19 protein-coding genes are annotated in these 15879 nt (G+C 56.5%); all 19 read left to right on the top strand.

The window, feature by feature from the left end:
* Positions 1-13 precede the first annotated feature (13 nt).
* The 19 genes from ACIX9_RS24150 to ACIX9_RS19520 all read left to right on the top strand — a co-directional run bounded on the left by ACIX9_RS24150 (position 14) and on the right by ACIX9_RS19520 (position 15814).
* The gene (locus tag ACIX9_RS24150; RefSeq protein WP_049789448.1) at positions 14-487 is read left to right on the top strand and encodes a flagellar hook capping FlgD N-terminal domain-containing protein; all 474 of its coding nucleotides are present in this window, start codon (positions 14-16) and stop codon (positions 485-487) included.
* Positions 487-1725 (top strand): flagellar hook protein FlgE, encoded by a 1239-nt coding sequence (locus ACIX9_RS19605; RefSeq protein WP_013572832.1) that lies wholly within the window; start codon positions 487-489, stop codon positions 1723-1725. The genes ACIX9_RS24150 and ACIX9_RS19605 overlap by 1 nt, the downstream gene beginning before the upstream one ends.
* Positions 1726-2103: 378 nt before the next feature.
* A complete protein-coding gene (locus tag ACIX9_RS19600; RefSeq protein WP_013572830.1) occupies positions 2104-2406 on the top strand; it encodes a FliM/FliN family flagellar motor switch protein in 303 nt (100 codons plus the stop codon).
* Entirely contained in the window at positions 2403-2762 is a 360-nt protein-coding gene (locus ACIX9_RS19595) for a flagellar biosynthetic protein FliO (protein WP_013572829.1), read from the top strand. The genes ACIX9_RS19600 and ACIX9_RS19595 overlap by 4 nt, the downstream gene beginning before the upstream one ends.
* The gene (fliP, locus tag ACIX9_RS19590) at positions 2759-3469 is read left to right on the top strand and encodes a flagellar type III secretion system pore protein FliP (RefSeq protein WP_013572828.1); all 711 of its coding nucleotides are present in this window, start codon (positions 2759-2761) and stop codon (positions 3467-3469) included. The genes ACIX9_RS19595 and fliP overlap by 4 nt, the downstream gene beginning before the upstream one ends.
* Entirely contained in the window at positions 3469-3738 is a 270-nt protein-coding gene (locus tag ACIX9_RS19585) for a flagellar biosynthetic protein FliQ (RefSeq protein ID WP_013572827.1), read from the top strand. Before fliP ends, ACIX9_RS19585 begins: the two co-directional genes overlap by 1 nt.
* Positions 3738-4514 carry a flagellar biosynthetic protein FliR gene (gene fliR, locus ACIX9_RS19580; RefSeq protein WP_013572826.1) on the top strand — a complete coding sequence of 259 codons (777 nt, stop codon included), beginning with the start codon at positions 3738-3740 and terminating at the stop codon, positions 4512-4514. The genes ACIX9_RS19585 and fliR overlap by 1 nt, the downstream gene beginning before the upstream one ends.
* Before the next feature lie 6 nt (positions 4515-4520).
* Positions 4521-5624: an EscU/YscU/HrcU family type III secretion system export apparatus switch protein gene (locus tag ACIX9_RS19575; protein WP_013572825.1), complete on the top strand. Its 1104-nt coding sequence runs from the start codon at positions 4521-4523 to the stop codon at positions 5622-5624.
* Entirely contained in the window at positions 5621-7756 is a 2136-nt protein-coding gene (gene flhA, locus ACIX9_RS19570; protein ID WP_013572824.1) for a flagellar biosynthesis protein FlhA, read from the top strand. Before ACIX9_RS19575 ends, flhA begins: the two co-directional genes overlap by 4 nt.
* 41 nt (positions 7757-7797) lie before the next feature.
* Positions 7798-8634 (top strand): sigma-70 family RNA polymerase sigma factor, encoded by an 837-nt coding sequence (locus ACIX9_RS19565; protein ID WP_013572823.1) that lies wholly within the window; start codon positions 7798-7800, stop codon positions 8632-8634.
* Positions 8631-9596 (top strand): flagellar motor switch protein FliM, encoded by a 966-nt coding sequence (locus ACIX9_RS19560; protein ID WP_013572822.1) that lies wholly within the window; start codon positions 8631-8633, stop codon positions 9594-9596. Before ACIX9_RS19565 ends, ACIX9_RS19560 begins: the two co-directional genes overlap by 4 nt.
* A complete protein-coding gene (locus ACIX9_RS19555) occupies positions 9583-10368 on the top strand; it encodes a FliM/FliN family flagellar motor switch protein (RefSeq protein WP_013572821.1) in 786 nt (261 codons plus the stop codon). The genes ACIX9_RS19560 and ACIX9_RS19555 overlap by 14 nt, the downstream gene beginning before the upstream one ends.
* A 97-nt stretch (positions 10369-10465) precedes the next feature.
* A complete protein-coding gene (locus ACIX9_RS19550) occupies positions 10466-11152 on the top strand; it encodes an HDOD domain-containing protein (RefSeq protein WP_013572820.1) in 687 nt (228 codons plus the stop codon).
* Positions 11153-11340: 188 nt separating this feature from the next.
* A complete protein-coding gene (gene flgF, locus ACIX9_RS19545; RefSeq protein ID WP_013572819.1) occupies positions 11341-12081 on the top strand; it encodes a flagellar basal-body rod protein FlgF in 741 nt (246 codons plus the stop codon).
* A gap of 29 nt (positions 12082-12110) precedes the next feature.
* A complete protein-coding gene (gene flgG, locus ACIX9_RS19540; RefSeq protein ID WP_013572818.1) occupies positions 12111-12902 on the top strand; it encodes a flagellar basal-body rod protein FlgG in 792 nt (263 codons plus the stop codon).
* A 9-nt stretch (positions 12903-12911) separates the two neighbouring features.
* Positions 12912-13544, top strand: a complete 633-nt coding sequence (locus ACIX9_RS19535; RefSeq protein WP_013572817.1) for a hypothetical protein — start codon at positions 12912-12914, stop codon at positions 13542-13544.
* A gap of 1 nt (position 13545) precedes the next feature.
* A complete protein-coding gene (locus ACIX9_RS19530; RefSeq protein WP_013572816.1) occupies positions 13546-14241 on the top strand; it encodes a flagellar basal body L-ring protein FlgH in 696 nt (231 codons plus the stop codon).
* A 4-nt stretch (positions 14242-14245) separates the two neighbouring features.
* Entirely contained in the window at positions 14246-15394 is a 1149-nt protein-coding gene (locus ACIX9_RS19525; RefSeq protein ID WP_013572815.1) for a flagellar basal body P-ring protein FlgI, read from the top strand.
* The gene (locus ACIX9_RS19520) at positions 15395-15814 is read left to right on the top strand and encodes a rod-binding protein (RefSeq protein ID WP_013572814.1); all 420 of its coding nucleotides are present in this window, start codon (positions 15395-15397) and stop codon (positions 15812-15814) included. It abuts the gene before it with no gap.
* The last annotated feature ends 65 nt before the right edge of the window (positions 15815-15879 follow it).

The raw sequence follows: 15879 nt of genomic DNA, 5'->3' as shown, positions 1-15879 counted from the left end.
GTCTTCTTCATTCATGGCAGCTTCACCCCTTTCACCAGCAAATCTGCTGGGTCAGAGCGCCGCAGCCGCACAGGCTAAAGCAAAGGCAAAGGCAAACGCCGCCACCACCTCAAGCACAACAAGTGACGGGCTCACCGGCTCAACCGCTGGAACGACCTTTCTCAACCTGCTCGTCAAAGAGCTGCAGAATCAGGACCCCACCGCACCCATGGACTCCACCGCCATGGTCGGCCAGATGATCTCGCTCAACCAGCTCGATCAGCTCATCAGCATCAACCAGACTCTCGGTGGCTCATCCAGCACTGCGACCGCAAGCGTCGCATCCGCCGGACAGAGCTCAACCAGTTCGGCCGCTGTCATGGCCGCGCGCGCCTCACTTCTCAACAGCTCCGCACCCAGTGCGTCGGATGCTGCCACCTCGGCCGCGAGCGATCCCGGCTCCACCCTTGACTTTTCGAAACTCAACATCCCCAACGGAGGCAAATAATGTCATTCTTCGGTGTTCCCCTTTCCGGTCTTATCGCCAGCCAGTCGCAGCTTCAGGCGGTCTCCAACAACCTCGCCAACCTTGATACCGTCGGCTTCAAAGACCAGAACGTCAACTTCAGTGACGTCTTCGCTCAGAGCAGCCTGAACAACGGCAGCAATGATCCCGTCCAGACCGGCCTCGGCGTCAACGCCTCACAGACCACCTCGGACTTCACAGATGGCGCGGTCAGTGCCACCGGAATCGCGTCCAACATGGCGCTCACCGGCAACGGCTTCTTCGTCACCAAGACGGCAACTGGCGCAACCGCATATACCCGTGCCGGAGACTTCACCAAGAACTCCAGCGGTCAGCTCGTCACCCCGTCCGGAGATCTCGTCATGGGATACCCTGCGGCAAACGGTGTCGTCAACACCTCGGGTGAACTCCAGCCCATCCAGATCGGCACAGGCACCGTCATTCCCGCCAGCGCCACCACCAAGTTCACCATCTCCGCAAACCTGAACTCTAGCGCCGCCGTTGGGTCAACCTTCGCCAGCCCCACGCCAGTCTATGACTCGCTCGGAGATGCGCACACCCTCACCGTCAACTACACCAAGACGGGTACCAACACCTGGAGCTATTCGGTGGATCTGCCCACCGCGGACACCGGCGCGGCCACTACGACCGTCGCCAGCGGCACCTTGAACTTCGATACCTCCGGCAATCTCACCTCGCCTACCGGTTCCGTCGCCATCAATGTTCCCACCTTGACTGACGGGGCAGCATCCATGAACTTCGCATGGAATCTGACTGACTCCTCCGGCAATCCCACTCTCACCCAGACCAGCCTCGTCAGCGCCAACAGCACCTCCACCCAGAATGGAAACGCCAGCGGCACCCTGACCGGCTACTCCATAGCAGCCGACGGAACCGTTGAAGGCACCTTCTCGAACATCTCAAACCCCGTAGCCCTCGGCCAGGTCGCCGTAGCCAGCTTCGCCAACACCCAGGGCCTGCTTCGCACCGGCAACAACGACTATCAGGCAACTGTGGGTTCAGGCGCGGCCAGCGTCGGGACCGCTGAAACCGGAGGCCGTGGCGTCATCACCGGCGGATCGGTGGAGTCGTCCAACGTCGATGTCGCGGCGGAATTCGCCAAGATGATCGTCGCCCAGCAGGCCTACCAGGCCAACGCAAAGACCGTCACCACCTTCGACCAGATCTCGCAGGCCACCCTGCAGATGATCACCGGGTAGCGCTAAGATAGGCTCCCGCATTATGAGGACCGGATGAGAGCCTGCAGTTCCCCCGCAAAAAGGGGAACCGCAGGCGCTTCCGGGGTACGGTTTCGAGCCGTTTCGGAACAGCCCAGCACCTCCCGTTTCGCCGGGGGTGCATGATCGGTCTGGAGCCGGAAGTCCAGACCTAAATCATTTGCTTTGAAGACTTTGGGACCTCTTACCCGGGTGGGGGTGAAGCCCTCGTTTTTCCCAGCCGACAACTCTCGCCTCATCCTCTCTGCCTCGGCTCAGGCCTGCCAGCCCGTTTGGCACCCCACTTGCATTACTCCTGGTATCTCACGCCATCCGCGGATGCGACGAGAGAAATCGCCGAACTTGGCGCAAGGGGTTTCGATGGGAACTGCATCACCGGTCTCGACAACACAACAGGCGGCTCCTCAGGCCACGATCGCTGTCTTCAAGGATCCGGATCCAGGAAAGCTCGTCCCCTGGCTCCCCTGCACCCTCGCCCTGGAGGTCTCAGTCGTCGGCTTCACGGTCGGATCGCTCCTCAAACTGACCAAGGGTTCCCTGGTTCAGACCTCCTGCCACCAGAGCACGGATATCCCCCTCCACGTCAACGGGATCCTCATGGCCTGGACTGAATTTGAAGTCGTCGGTGAGCGTCTTGCCGCACGCATCACGGATCTCGTATGAGCGCCTGGCAAGCCGTTGCGAGAACGGAAGACAACACCTCACTCTTGGACAGCGTTGACGGAACATCGGCGCTTCACGGCGTCAGAAGCCCACTGGGCCAGCCCATCACCGCCCTGCGCCCCCTCATCGCGCAACTGACCTCCGCCTGGAAGTGGCTGGAGCAGAAGCGCACTCAGCAAATCGCGACTCGGCGTCTCAAAGTCGCGGAGACGGTCTCTCTCGGTGAAAAACGCTTCGTCTCCATCCTTCAGGTTGATGGTGCTCAGTTCCTCATTGGAGGCGCCGCCGGCAACGTCACCCTGCTCGCGATCCTCGACAAGCAGCAAGACGCCGTCTCAATGGAGCAGCCTTCATGATCGCTGCCCTCGGCTCCGTCTTCCTCCACGCACCCGGTGCAACCGCCAATGCCAACGGTCTCCAGATCACCGGCCTCGGGGGGGCGTCCGCCCCCTGGACTATCGTCGTCCTCCTAACATTTCTATCGCTCATCCCCTCACTGCTTCTTTGCATCACGCCGTTCGCAAGACTACTGATCGTCTTTCACTTCTTGCGGCAGGCGCTGGGCTTACAGACTACGCCGTCCAATCAGACCTTGATCGGACTGTCGATGATCATGACCTTCTTCCTCATGCAGCCTGTTGGCGCAGTGATCTATGACACCGCAGTAACCCCGCTGCAAGCAGGAACGATCACTCCCCTTCAAGCATTGGAGCGCGCCGGAACGCCGATGCGTCAGTTCATGGCCCACTATGTCCGGGACAAAGATGTAGCACTCTTTCTCGAACTGGCAAAGGAGCCCCGCCCTCACAATGTGCAGGACCTTTCCTTCCGCGTCATGCTTCCGGCTTACATCCTCTCGGAGCTGAAGGCCGGCTTCCAGATCGGCACGGTCCTCTTTCTGCCATTCCTTGTTGTTGACATGGTGGTGGCGTCCATCACGACCTCGGTCGGCATGATGCAGCTTCCGCCCGTCGTTATCTCGACTCCGCTCAAGCTGCTGCTCTTCCTGATGGTAGACGGATGGCACCTGCTGATCAGTTCACTCATGAGGAGCTTCAACTGATGGGAGCCGACGCAGTAGTAGCCATGGGAAGAATGATGTTGGAAGAGGTAATTATCCTCACCGCGCCCATTTTGCTGGTCGCCATCGCGGTCAGCCTCGTGGTCAACATCATTCAGGTTCTGACATCCCTGCAGGATCAGACTTTATCCACGGTCCCGCGTCTTCTGGCGACGGGAGCCACGCTCTTCATTCTGATGCCTTGGATGTGGCGCCACATCAGCACCTATACACTGCTGCTTTTCTCCGACTTTCACAAGGTTCTCGAGTAATGCAGATCCCCTTCGCAGACATCATTCAAGCCTTTCTCGCCATCGGAGTTCGACTCTCGGGGCTGATGCTGTTTGCGCCATTCCTCGGCAGTGCTGTCATCCCCGCTCGAATCAAAGCAGTCCTCGTCGTGGCACTTACTTTCGTGATCTATCCCCTGGTCTCACGTTCCCTCACGCCCCAGCCTCTGAATGACTGGCCCTTACTAGTCTTTCGGGAACTGCTGGTCGGCGTGTCAATAGGGATCGCGACGTCAGTTGTATTTGAGGCGGTTCAAATGGCTGGCCAGATCCTGAGCATCCAAATGGGCTACTCACTGATCAACATCCTTGATCCCAATACGCAGGTGGACACCACCGTGATCGCGATGTTCCACCAGTCGATTGCGATGCTCATCTTTCTACGCCTGGACGTTCACCTCTGGTTGATTCGCGCTATTGGCAATAGCTTTACCTACTTGCCTCCCGGCGGAGCACAGCTTTCGCGCCCCTTCATGTTCACCTTGATCGGTGCTGGTTCAGCGATCCTGTCTATCGGAGTCCAGATCGCCGCGCCTGTACTCTCAGCCACTCTTCTCACAGATATCGTTCTCGGGTTACTCGGCAAGGCGTCTCCTCAGCTTCCTCTCATGCTTCTTGGCCCCGCGGTTAAGAGCCTCCTTGGTCTTGCAATTCTCTTCACCTCGCTCAAGTACTGGCCGGATATGTTCCGCGTTCTCTTTATCGATTCGATGGGCTTCGCCGATCGTCTCCTTCACCTGGCAGCTGTGGCTCGGTAGGCGACAATGGCAGATTCGAATAAAACAGAAGAAGCGACACCCAAACGACGGCAAAAGGCCCGTGAGCAGGGTCAGGTCGCACGGTCTAAAGAACTTCCGAGTGTTCTCGCCATAGCAGGGGCAATCGGCGCGCTTTGCATGATGTCGCAAAGCGCGGTGACGCATTGGACTACATTCTACCGCTCCATGCTGGACACGGCTTCGACGAGCGATCTCGAAAGCAACGGTCCCATCTTGTTCTGGGGTTCGGTTGAAGTCTTCCGCTGGATCATCCCGGTGCTGATGTCGGCCACGGTGCTCTCAGTGGCCGCGGGTCTGGCCCAGGGCGGACTCAGCATCGCACCTGAGGCGATGCAGCTCAAATTTGAGCGCTTCAATCCTGCAAGCAAGGTCGGACAGATATTCTCGCTTGCCGGCGTAAGCAACATGCTCAAGTCGCTGTTGCCGTTCGGAGCGATCGCCTGGATTGGGGAAGCCTGTATCCGTTCGAACTGGGGTATGCTGATCCGCGCGTCATCCTTCGGCTTGCGCCAGTTGGTGACAACCCTTGGAGGCATGATCTTTGAAGTCGCTTGGAAGTCGGCCTTGGTCCTCGTGGCGTGGGCTGGCGTCGACTATCTCCTCACCTGGAAAAAGATGGAAGGTGATCTCAAGATGTCGAAGGAAGAGATCAAGGAAGAGTACAAGCAGAACGATGGAAATCCATTGATCAAGAGCCGCATCCGCAGACTGCAGAGAAGAATGCGGAAGAAGCAGGCCCTTGCGGCGGCCGCGACCGCGACAGTCATTGTCACTAATCCTACACACTACGCCGTTGCCCTGCGATACACCCCGGAGATGGCAGCTCCGGAGGTTGTTTCAAAGGGTATGAACCTACTCGCGCAGCAAATCAAAGCGCTTGGCGCTGAGAACGGGATCATGATTTTGGAAAACAAGCCTCTGGCGCAGGCACTTTATAAAACGGTGGAGGTGGGTGAGGTCATACCCTCAACCCTCTACCAGGCAGTCGCTGACATTCTCGTCATCGTCTTCCGCGCGCAGGCTGAAGTCCGTCAACAAGAGGCCATGCGCCGCAACCGCAATGCATCAGGAGAGTTGGTCAGACGATGAGCCAGGCAATGAGTCCCGCAATCAACGTATCTACGATACCTTCAGGAAAACAGAGCAATGGCCTGCTCAAGATGCTCAGTTCATCCGGCGAGTGGGTCGTGCCAATCGCAGCCGTGGCGATGGTCTTCGTCATGCTCGTGCCGCTGCCCAGCTTCCTGCTGGATCTGATGTTGACCGTCAGCATTACAGCTTCTGTTCTGGTACTCCTCACCGCCGTCCAGATTCTCAAGCCGGTTGAGTTCTCCGTATTCCCAAGTCTTTTGCTTCTTTTGACCTTGCTTCGTCTCTCCCTTGACCTTGCGAGCACCCGCCGGATCCTCTTGCACGGGAATGAAGGCGCTTCGGCTGCCGGTAAGGTCATTGAAGCCTTCGGCCAGTTTGTAGTCGGCGGAAACTACATCGTCGGGTTCGTCCTCTTCCTTGCACTCATTGCGATTCAATACCTTGTGGTGAGTCACGGAGCTGTCAGAACCGCTGAGGTCACTGCCCGGTTCACGCTGGATGCGATGCCCGGTAAACAGATGGCGATTGACGCCGACCTCAACGCCGGCCTTATCACTGAGCAGCAAGCACGTAAGCGACGCGAAGGCGTCTCGCGCGAAGCAGAATTCTGCGGTGCAATGGATGGTGCGGCGCGCTTCTCCCAGCGTGACTCGCTGGCCACGATCCTGATCATGGCGATCAATATCATTGCCGGGTTCCTCATCGGCGTCTTCCAGCAGGGGATTCCGTTCCAGGAGGCTTTGAAGACCTACACCATCCTCACCGTAGGAGATGGCCTGGTCTCCATTTTGCCTTCGTTGCTCGTCTCCGTTGCGGGCGGTATTGTGGTGACCCGGGCAGCTTCCAAGGAGTCACTCGGCGTCAACGTCCGGAAGCAGATCCTCAATAGCCCCCGCCTGCTTTGGATTGGTGGCGGTGTACTAGGTGCTCTGGGACTCATCCCCGGCCTACCCAAGCTGGCCTTCTTTCCCGTAGCCGGCGCCATGATGTTCGCTGCGTACAAGATGAAGGTCGAGAAGCCATTCGAAGAGCTCGAATCGGTTGAGGTATCCTCGCCTACCGCAGCTAAGGTCGGAACGGCCGCTTCGGCGGCTGAAGCCATGGACTCCGTCCTGAAGCTTGACGAACTCATGCTGGAGGTGGGCGTCGGCTTGGTTCCTCTTGTAGATGCTAAACAGGGCGGCCAGCTGCTCTCCAGAGTCAAGGCATTGCGCAAGAGTCTTGCCCAGCAGTTGGGATTTCTTGTCCCTTCAATCCACATCACCGATAACCTTTCCCTGCGCGAAGGGGAGTACGTCGTTCATCTTCGTGGTGTTGAGATTGCTCGGTGGGAGTTGCGTCGAGGTTTTCTTCTCGCAATCAGCTCAGATACTGGGGTTCCAAATCTGCCTGGTGAAGAGACCCGGGAGCCTGCGTTTGATGTGCCTGCCAAATGGATCAGCCGGGAGTTGCAGGCCCAGGCCATTGCGGCGGGGTATGCAGTGGTGGACTCAACGTCTGTCCTGGCAGCTCATCTTGCTGAACTCATCAAGCGCAACGCCTATGAGCTTCTCACGCGTTCTGAGACGAAACGTCTCATAGATCGGCTCAACGACTCTCATCCAAAACTCATTGAAGAGCTCGTCCCCAAGCTTATGAGCCTCGGGGAGGTGCAAAAGGTTTTGCAGCAGCTCCTCCGTGAACAGGTCTCGATCCGGGATCTCGGCACCATTCTGGAGTCAATGGTCGATACGGCTACGACGAACAAGAATCAGGTTGCACTTGTGGAAGCAGCGCGCCAGGCAATGGGAAGAGCGCTAATCCGCCCACTTCTAGATCCGCGAGGGGAGCTCAGAGTAGTCACGCTGGACAGCTCGATCGAGGAAGAGTGTGCCCGAGCAGCGAATATGCAGGCCGGTCAGCTTTCCTCAAGCGCTCTCCAGATCAATGTGGCACGCCGCGTGCTAGATAGTTTGCGAGCGACTTTTGGAGATTCAATCGGCGACGCACCGCCTGTCTTGCTCTGCTCTTCACCCGGCCGTTTTTACCTTCGCCGGCTGCTTGAGCCGTTCATTCCGAAGGTGGTTGTGATCTCCCCCAGTGAGATACCGCCAATGACTTTGGTGCAATCGTTGGGAGTCGTTCGATAGATCGAAAGCAGTCAGGCTAAGTAGTAAATGTAGGAGAGCGAATGGCATCAGCGCACACGATTTACAAGATGATCGCCGAAGAAGAAGGCGGATTCGAAGAACGCAATGAACTCATTCTGCAGGAGCTTCCCCAGGTGCATTACATCGCATCACGCATGATGGAGCGCCTTCCGCAGCATGTGGAACTGGGCGACCTCGTCCATGCGGGAGTCATCGGTCTTCTCGAGGCTTATCGCACATTCGATAACACGAAGAACGCGCAATTCAAGACCTTTGCAAAGTTTCGGATCAAGGGTGCCATCCTCGATAGCTTGCGTGCCCTCGACTGGGGTTCACGTGGAATCCGTCGTAAAGCCCGTGAGATAGCCGAAGCAACTCTGAAGCTTGAAGGCGCCCTCGGGAGGTCGCCCAGCAAGGAAGAGATCAGCGCTGAACTTGGTCTCACCATCGCCGACCTCAATGAGATTCAGACGCAACTCAATGGTCTACACCTGGTGGGACAAGAGGTAACGTCTTCCTTTGAAGGTGAGACGGCGCACGACCTGATCGAGTCGGCGCCGAGCAGCTGGGATAACCCGTTCGAGATGTATGCCAAGGCGGAGTCAAAGGCTCATCTCATTCGTGCCATCTCAGAACTCTCTGAGCGCGAGCAACTGATTCTTTCGCTTTACTACCGTGAAGAGTTGACGATGAAAGAAGTTGCCGAGGTTGTCGGCCTGGCAGTCTCACGTGTCTCGCAGATCCACTCTGCGGTTCTGGCCAAGCTGAAGGCTGCCCTGGGACATCTTGCACCGGAAGACGTGTCGAAGCCCAAGGGGGTAGGCCCTCGAGCCGTGCTCAAGTCTGCCGAAACCGTACAGCTTCAGAGGGCAAGATGAAAACAATTCAAGGCAAATCTTCTCCGCACGCAATGAGCGCAAATTCAACCGTTCTTCCATGTAACTTCCGTTCAGCCGGCCGCCTCTCCAACGAGAGCGCTCGAACATTGACAACGGTGCATGAAACTCTGGCCCGCAATCTCACCAATTCCTTGGATGTGTACCTCGGAACAGGCCTTGAAGTTCGACTCATTCATTTAGAGCAATTCTCGATGGAGGATTTCAAGGCTACCTGCATGTCTGCAGCGTACATGCTGCCCTGCTCCGCGAAGCCCTCTTCAAACACTCTCTTGCTGGAAATGGATAGCTCGTTGATGTTTACGGTCATCGATCTTCTTCTTGGTGGCTCGGGCAAGAACCCGGAGTCCGCACGAGAATTGACTGAGATTGATGAGGAGATCATGGAAGGCGTGGGTTCTCTGATCGCTCAACAGATTGAACGAGCCTGGCAGCCAGTGGGTTTTGTTCTGACACCAGGAAAATGCGTCAAGCCAAATCTCGCTCACCGTGTCTTCCCGCCCACTGAAAAGGTCTTGCGGATTCACTTCGAGGTGAGCGTCGCAGGAGTGACAGGCGCACTTTACATTGCGTTCCAGGCCTCGATGGCAAGCCATCTGGTGCGCAATATCAGGGCTGACTCGACCGGTAAGACCGGCGGGGTGGTTTACATGCCGCTGCCCAAGCTTCAAAAGAGAATATTGGACTGTCAGTTCGCTTTGTCAGGAGACATCCCGAATCTCAAGGTGCCCGTCCGCGATCTGGCGCGCATCGAGGTAGGGAGCGTTCTCATGTTATCGGCTCCAGTGTCGATGCCGGGAAAGCTGACCTTGGAGGGCAAGACCTACTATGAGGCGCTGCCTGTTCGCCAGGGCAACAATAAAGCCATGCAACTTATGAATGCCATTCATTCCAAACACACGGATGTTGAAGCGAAAGAGGAAGAACATCATGCAGGCTCCTGAAATCAGCTCCACGAAAACGCTTGAATCTCTATTTTGCGGTGCGCTGGCAAAGCCATTTTCGGATGCCTGCACCTCAACTTGGCATTTAGCGCTTTCTACTGAACCAGTCCCGACGGCGCCCGCTTTGGAAGATGCCGTAATCTTTCGATGCACGTTCAGCGGGGAGGTATCAGGCCAAGGGTTTGCGCTGTTGCGTCACGCCGAAGTTGTCACGCTTGGACTGCAGGACATGCTCGATGATACTGACGCCTTCGGTGATGAACACGCGATGGCGTTGTCGAGTATCTTCGAGGCATCCTGCAACGAGCTTTGCCAGCATCTCTCACAGAAGTCGCCCGTGACAGTTCAGGTTGAGCGCATGAGTGCACCCGAGCTTCCAACCGATCGTCTCGCCGAGCTGTTCCTTGAGGCAGAGGGTACGAAAATTCGGGTGTCAATTCTCCTCTTCTTTGATCAGCAGCTTGTGACGACCTATCAAAATGCCTCCGCGCAAACTTTCTCCTTTCCCGAAGTGACTGGAACATCAACGTCAAATCTGAACTTGGTGCTAGACGTTGAACTGAACGTCACCCTACGCTTCGGGCAGCGGCAGTTGTCATTGCGTGAAGTGCTCGATCTGACCAGCGGTTCTGTCGTTGAATTGGACCGCCAGGTTGATGAACCGGTAGAGCTTGTGCTCGATGGCAAGGTTGTCGCACGTGGTGAAGCGGTTATCATCGACGGAAACTATGGAATGCGAATCACACAGGTGCTTCAACAAGTCACTGCCTGAGAAAGTAACGCGCCTCCACACGAAAGTCTGGCGGCCAGCTAAAAGTCTGGCGCAAAAGTACCGATAGTGAACTAGACCGTCGACGGCTGAGGGCTTCATGCAAGAAGATCAGTACGCAGTTGTTGAAACGAGTTTATACATTTCAGATATACTAAGCAGCTCGAGCCCGAACCGTTTGTTGGATTCGTTGCCGAATATCCCAACGATGATGACGACAAGGTTGCGTTTGGAGTTGTTGCTGCAGGAGCCGTCGATCGATCTCAGCGCCGTGTCAGAGGTCATTCTTTCGGACCCAGGTGCAACTCTTCAGCTGCTACGCCTGATTGGCGAAGAGTATCCCAATGATGAGGACCGCCCGACTCGTATCGAAGACTGCATCGTCAGCTTTAATTCAAACCGATGGTACGAAGTCGTGTGCGCGCTGAGCATCCCACAAAGCAGCCATGTCTTGGCGCATTGGGAATACTGGCGCCGGGTTGCTCAATGCGCCAGAGAGCTCGCGAAGTGTGTGGATGGGCTGTCGCCGGAAGAGGCATACCTAGTGGGGTTGCTTTCACAACTGGGGACCCTGCCGCATATCCTTGGCTGGAACAACGATACCGGCTCGTCGGCTGAACACAGCGCAGTTGGGGTCATGTTGGCGGATTACTGGCATCTCCCGACCTATTTTTGTTGTGCCATCCAGGAACTCCAGAGCCCGGCAAGTTCATCCCGGTGGGGAGAAATATTGCAGATGGCCCAGGCGGTTGCTATCAAGTCAGAACCAGCCGCATTTCAGGATTAGATAGCCAAGTAGGTCCTGGCCAAGAAGATTAGAGCAAGATTTGTTCATCTACTTAGTCAGTAAGTTCTTCTTCTCACTTTCGACTCAGACAGCGAGCTAAAGTCTGCACATTGGGTGTTTTAGTAGGCAAATTCTGCCGTTTTCAATTGGCCCGTAGGTTGCAACAAGTCTATGCATGAGGATTCTTCATGGATAGCGGACTTTACGCAGCATGCACGGCGCTGATGGCGCGCACCGACGCCTTGGATACAATCGCCAACAATCTTGCGAACAGCAGCACAGGCGGCTTCAGGGCTCGGCATACTACTTTTAGCTCTGTGCTGGCGGGGTCCGGTCGGCCACTTGCATCGCAACTCAACGAAGCTACGAACAGCTACGGCCTTCTGGGCGGATCTCATCTGGATATGCAGCAAGGATCGCTGGCACGCACCGGCAGTGACCTCGACGTAGGCATCGACGGTCCTGGCTTCCTTACTGTAAAGACGGCCAGCGGAAACGCTTACACGCGGAACGGGAGCTTACAGGTTTCCACGCAAGGGCAACTCATCACTGCCACGGGTGAACCAGTCCTCGGAGAGAATGGTCCGATCACCATACCTCGCAACTCCAGCGTCACGATCAGCGCAGACGGCACGATCTCCGCAAATGGCGCCATTGCCGGCAAGCTGAAGCTCGTCGAGTTCTCCGCCACGGCAGACCCTCAAAGTATGGGCAGCAGCTACTACACGGTGCCGGATAAAGACGTTGTTGCAGCGTCGAAGTCGGAGGTGCGCCAGGGCATGCTGGAGGGATCGAACGTCAACCCGGTTGCCAGCGTGATTGAACTGATCAACGCACAGCGTGCTGCTGAAGGGATGCGGCATGCCATGACCATGATCGATACAGAGATTGATAAGACTGCCGCGCAGGATCTCCCTCGCGTTAGCTAACCCTAAACCGTTACAGAAAGGCTCTTACTATGATTCGTGCACTCTATACAGCGGCGAGCGGTATGACGGCTCAGCAACTCAATCTAGATAACATCGCCAATAATCTGGCGAACTCCAGCACCACAGGCTTCCAGCAGCGTCGGCTGGCATTTTCAGACATGCTCTACCAGAACACAACATCCCCGGGCTCTGCCGCAACCCAGCAGACGACCAATGCAGCCGGTCTCCAAGTCGGTCTCGGCGTTCGACCCACTTCGACAGAAACCATCCAGACCCAGGGCGATTTCAATTCAACGGGTAATCCTCTGGACCTCGCCATCTCCGGCGGCGGCTTCTTCCAGGTTCTTCTTCCGAACGGGCAGACCGGTTATTCGCGTTCTGGCTCATTCCACATGGACTCCACCGGGAATGTTGTTACAGCGGACGGCAATCCTTTGCAGCCGGCGATCACCATTCCCCCGGACGCGACCAATATTACGATTGGCAGCGATGGCACGGTCAGCGTAGTACAGCCCGGGACGACGCAGAGCGCGCAGATCGGCAGCATTCAGATGGCACTGTTTGTAAACCCTGGCGGCTTGAACAGCGTGGGGAACAACATCTACCTTGCCACCACCGCTTCCGGAGATCCGATCATCGGTACGCCCGGTGGCTCTGAAGGTCTTGGAACGATTCAGCAGGGAACACTCGAAGCTTCAAACGTGAGCGTCGTCGACGAGTTTGTAGAGATGATCGTCGCGCAGCGCTCCTATGAGTCCAACTCCCGTGTCGTCAAGGCGGCAGACGAAATGATGCAGCAACTCAACCAGCTTTCGCAGTAGGGGCTACGCATGAAATTGGGTAAGAGCAACTTGTACCTCTGTCGTCTTCTCTGTGCCGCACTAGCGGCTACAAATGCTGTGTGGGCTGCCGCTCAGAAAGTAGACATCCGTTTCCCGCTGACTCCCGACCAAATTATCGCAGCGATGCAGGTGCGTCAGCTTCCTGTAGAGGGTGTGAAGGTTATTCTTTCAGCGCCGATCACCGCAGCTGTTTCAGCTCCAGTCCTGGAAATTCAAACGATCGCTCTGGTAAACAACCATACCGCCCAACTCAAAATGAGCTGCCGGGATCACAGGGAATGCTTGCCGTTTTATGTGAATGCGGTGTGGCCGGAAACGTCTCCTAATCTGGTGCTGCCTGCTTCGGTGAAACAAGAGGGGCGTTCAAAGCAGCCGAATCTTCTGCTTTCCTCGGGGGCTCCTGCCTCTGATTCATCGACGCGTTCTTCCGCACCCACCACCTTGCGAGTCGGCTCGGCCGCAATGCTCATGATGGATCACGATCGCGTGCATGTTCGCTTGCGAGTCGTCTGTCTCGACGGTGGAATCACGGGTGACAAAGTGCGGGTCACCACGCCAGATCGCAAGCAGGCCTATGTGGCTGAGATCGTCACGCCTACCTTGTTGAAAGGAAGCTTTTGATATGAGACGAGTACTGTTGTTCTCGCTTGTCCTGATTACGGCAATTCCTGGATACGCAGGGATCAAGCCGGTGAAGAAAACTGCTCAGGAACTACGAGCAGATTACCTGACACGTCTCCATGAGCAGTACATGCCACCGCCTGATGCTCGAACTATGGGCAGCCTTTGGGCGGCGGCAAATTCATTGGGCGATCTCTCTTCTGACTACCGTGCTCGCAATGTCAACGACACGATCGTTGTACAAGTTTCAGTACAAACGACTGCCGCTCAAAGCGGAAACGTGAACAGTTCAAGGGCTTTCAATACTGCGTCTGCGATCACCGGTCTTCCGGGGGGCGTTTCGACAAATGCTACCAACCCTCTCTTTGCGGCGAATTCAGCGACGACCTTGAAGGGCTCCGGAGCGACTGCTTCGAATACCACGTTTGCGACCAGCCTGACCGGTCAGATCATCGCAGTGCTCGCAAATGGAAACATGGTGATCGAGGCCGAGCGCCAGATCTCCATGAACAACCAGCATGAGGATCTGGTGATCCGCGGTATCGTCCGGCCTGGTGACATCAGCTCGAACAACACCATTCCGTCTTCATCGCTCAGCAATCTAGAGATTGAGATGAAGGGCAAGGGCATCATCTCGGATAGTGTCCGTCCTCCTAACGCTTTGACTCGCGCTGTTCTATGGCTCTTCGGGTTCTAACTTCATGAAACTTTCCCTCCGCTCCCATCTCCTAATCCGGATTACACACGTTCTATTCCTTGGCCTGCTTGCGCTCTCGTTCGCTCCGCTCGCTCTTGCCACCCAGCCGGAACGGCAAGTACTCTTGCGTGACATCACGGACATTGAAGGCGTTCGCGATAACCAACTCGTGGGGTACGGACTGGTGGTCGGCCTCCGGGGTACTGGAGATCGTCAGCAGACTTACTTCACCGTGCAGACACTTGCCAATGCCATGAAGCGGATGGGGGTGCAGATTGCCCCTGGACAGGTCGTCGTCAAGAACGTGGCTGCCGTCTTCATTACAGGTTCGCTTCCACCCTTCGCTCGCCCCGGCTCCAAGCTGGACATCACCGTATCTTCGGCTGGCGACGCGAAGAGTCTGGAAGGGGGGGTGTTGCTCATGACCTCACTTCGGGGGCCCGACGGGCAGGTCTATGCAGAGGCGCAGGGACCGCTTGCACTGGGCGGCTACTCCGAGGGCACAGCCGGTCAGTTGCATTCTGTCAATCATCCCACTGTCGGACGAATCCCTGAAGGTGCAATCGTCGAGCGGGATGCGAATGTCGATCTCAGCCATTTTCACACTGTTTCGTTGATGTTGCGCAATCCAGATTTCACGGCTGCGCGGGATATGGCTGAGGCCATCAACAAGGACTTCCAGCATACGGTCGCCACGCCCATTGACAGCAGGACTGTCCAAATCGATGTAGCCGGGGCTGGGGCATCTTCGGTTCCCATCCTTATATCCCGGGTCCAGAGTCTTTCTATTCCCTTTCATTCGCCTGCGAAGGTCACCATCAACGAGCGCACCGGAACGATCGTCATGGGCGGAAGCGTTACCCTCTCGCCTGTCTCTGTCCTGCACGGCAGTTTGAGTATTGAGGTCGAGACGACCTATACCGTCTCACAACCGTTACCCTTCAGCTCCGGTGGAACGACGCAGCCCGTCGCGAATACCGTGCTCGCAGTCAAAGACCTTCCGGCGCAGTCGATCCGGTTGGAGAACGGCGCGAATGTGGATGACCTGATCCGTGGGCTTCACGCCATCGGCGCAACCTCGCATGACATTGTCGCGATTCTGCAAGCTATCAAATCAGCCGGCGGCCTTCAGGCCGATCTTGAGGTGATCTAAATGACGTTCGACGTTCAATCTTCACAATTCAACGATCTTGCTACGCAGTCCGATCGGCTTCTACAGCGAACGCAGGCCGCCGCCAACGCAAGTGCAACCCCTTCTCTCGAAGACGCCAAGATCACCAAGGCCGGGAAGGATTTTGAGTCCATCCTATTGGGTAGCTGGCTCCAGCAGGCGGAGAACTCCTTTGGCTCCGTCCCCGGCGGGGACGAAGACGATGACGCCGGCTCCGGTAAGGACCAGTTCCAAGGCATTGCCATGCAGGCCATGGCAGGCTCTCTGACGGCGTCTGGCGGTATCGGGATCGCCAAGATGATCACCTCTCATCTGCACTCGGCTGCGGACTCGGAGAAGGCCGGAGCGCACGCGAAGCCGGGAGCGAATTCAACAACGATCAGCGGCAGAAAAGAAACTTAAGTTTTTTTTCTGTCTTTGACTGAACAGATTTTCCGCAGGTGCCGATAGTGGGTTCGTTCCACAGG

It is taken from the genome of Granulicella tundricola MP5ACTX9 (assembly GCF_000178975.2).
Taxonomy (GTDB): Bacteria; Acidobacteriota; Terriglobia; order Terriglobales; family Acidobacteriaceae; genus Edaphobacter; species Edaphobacter tundricola.
This window is presented reverse-complemented; position numbering and strand designations above follow the sequence as displayed.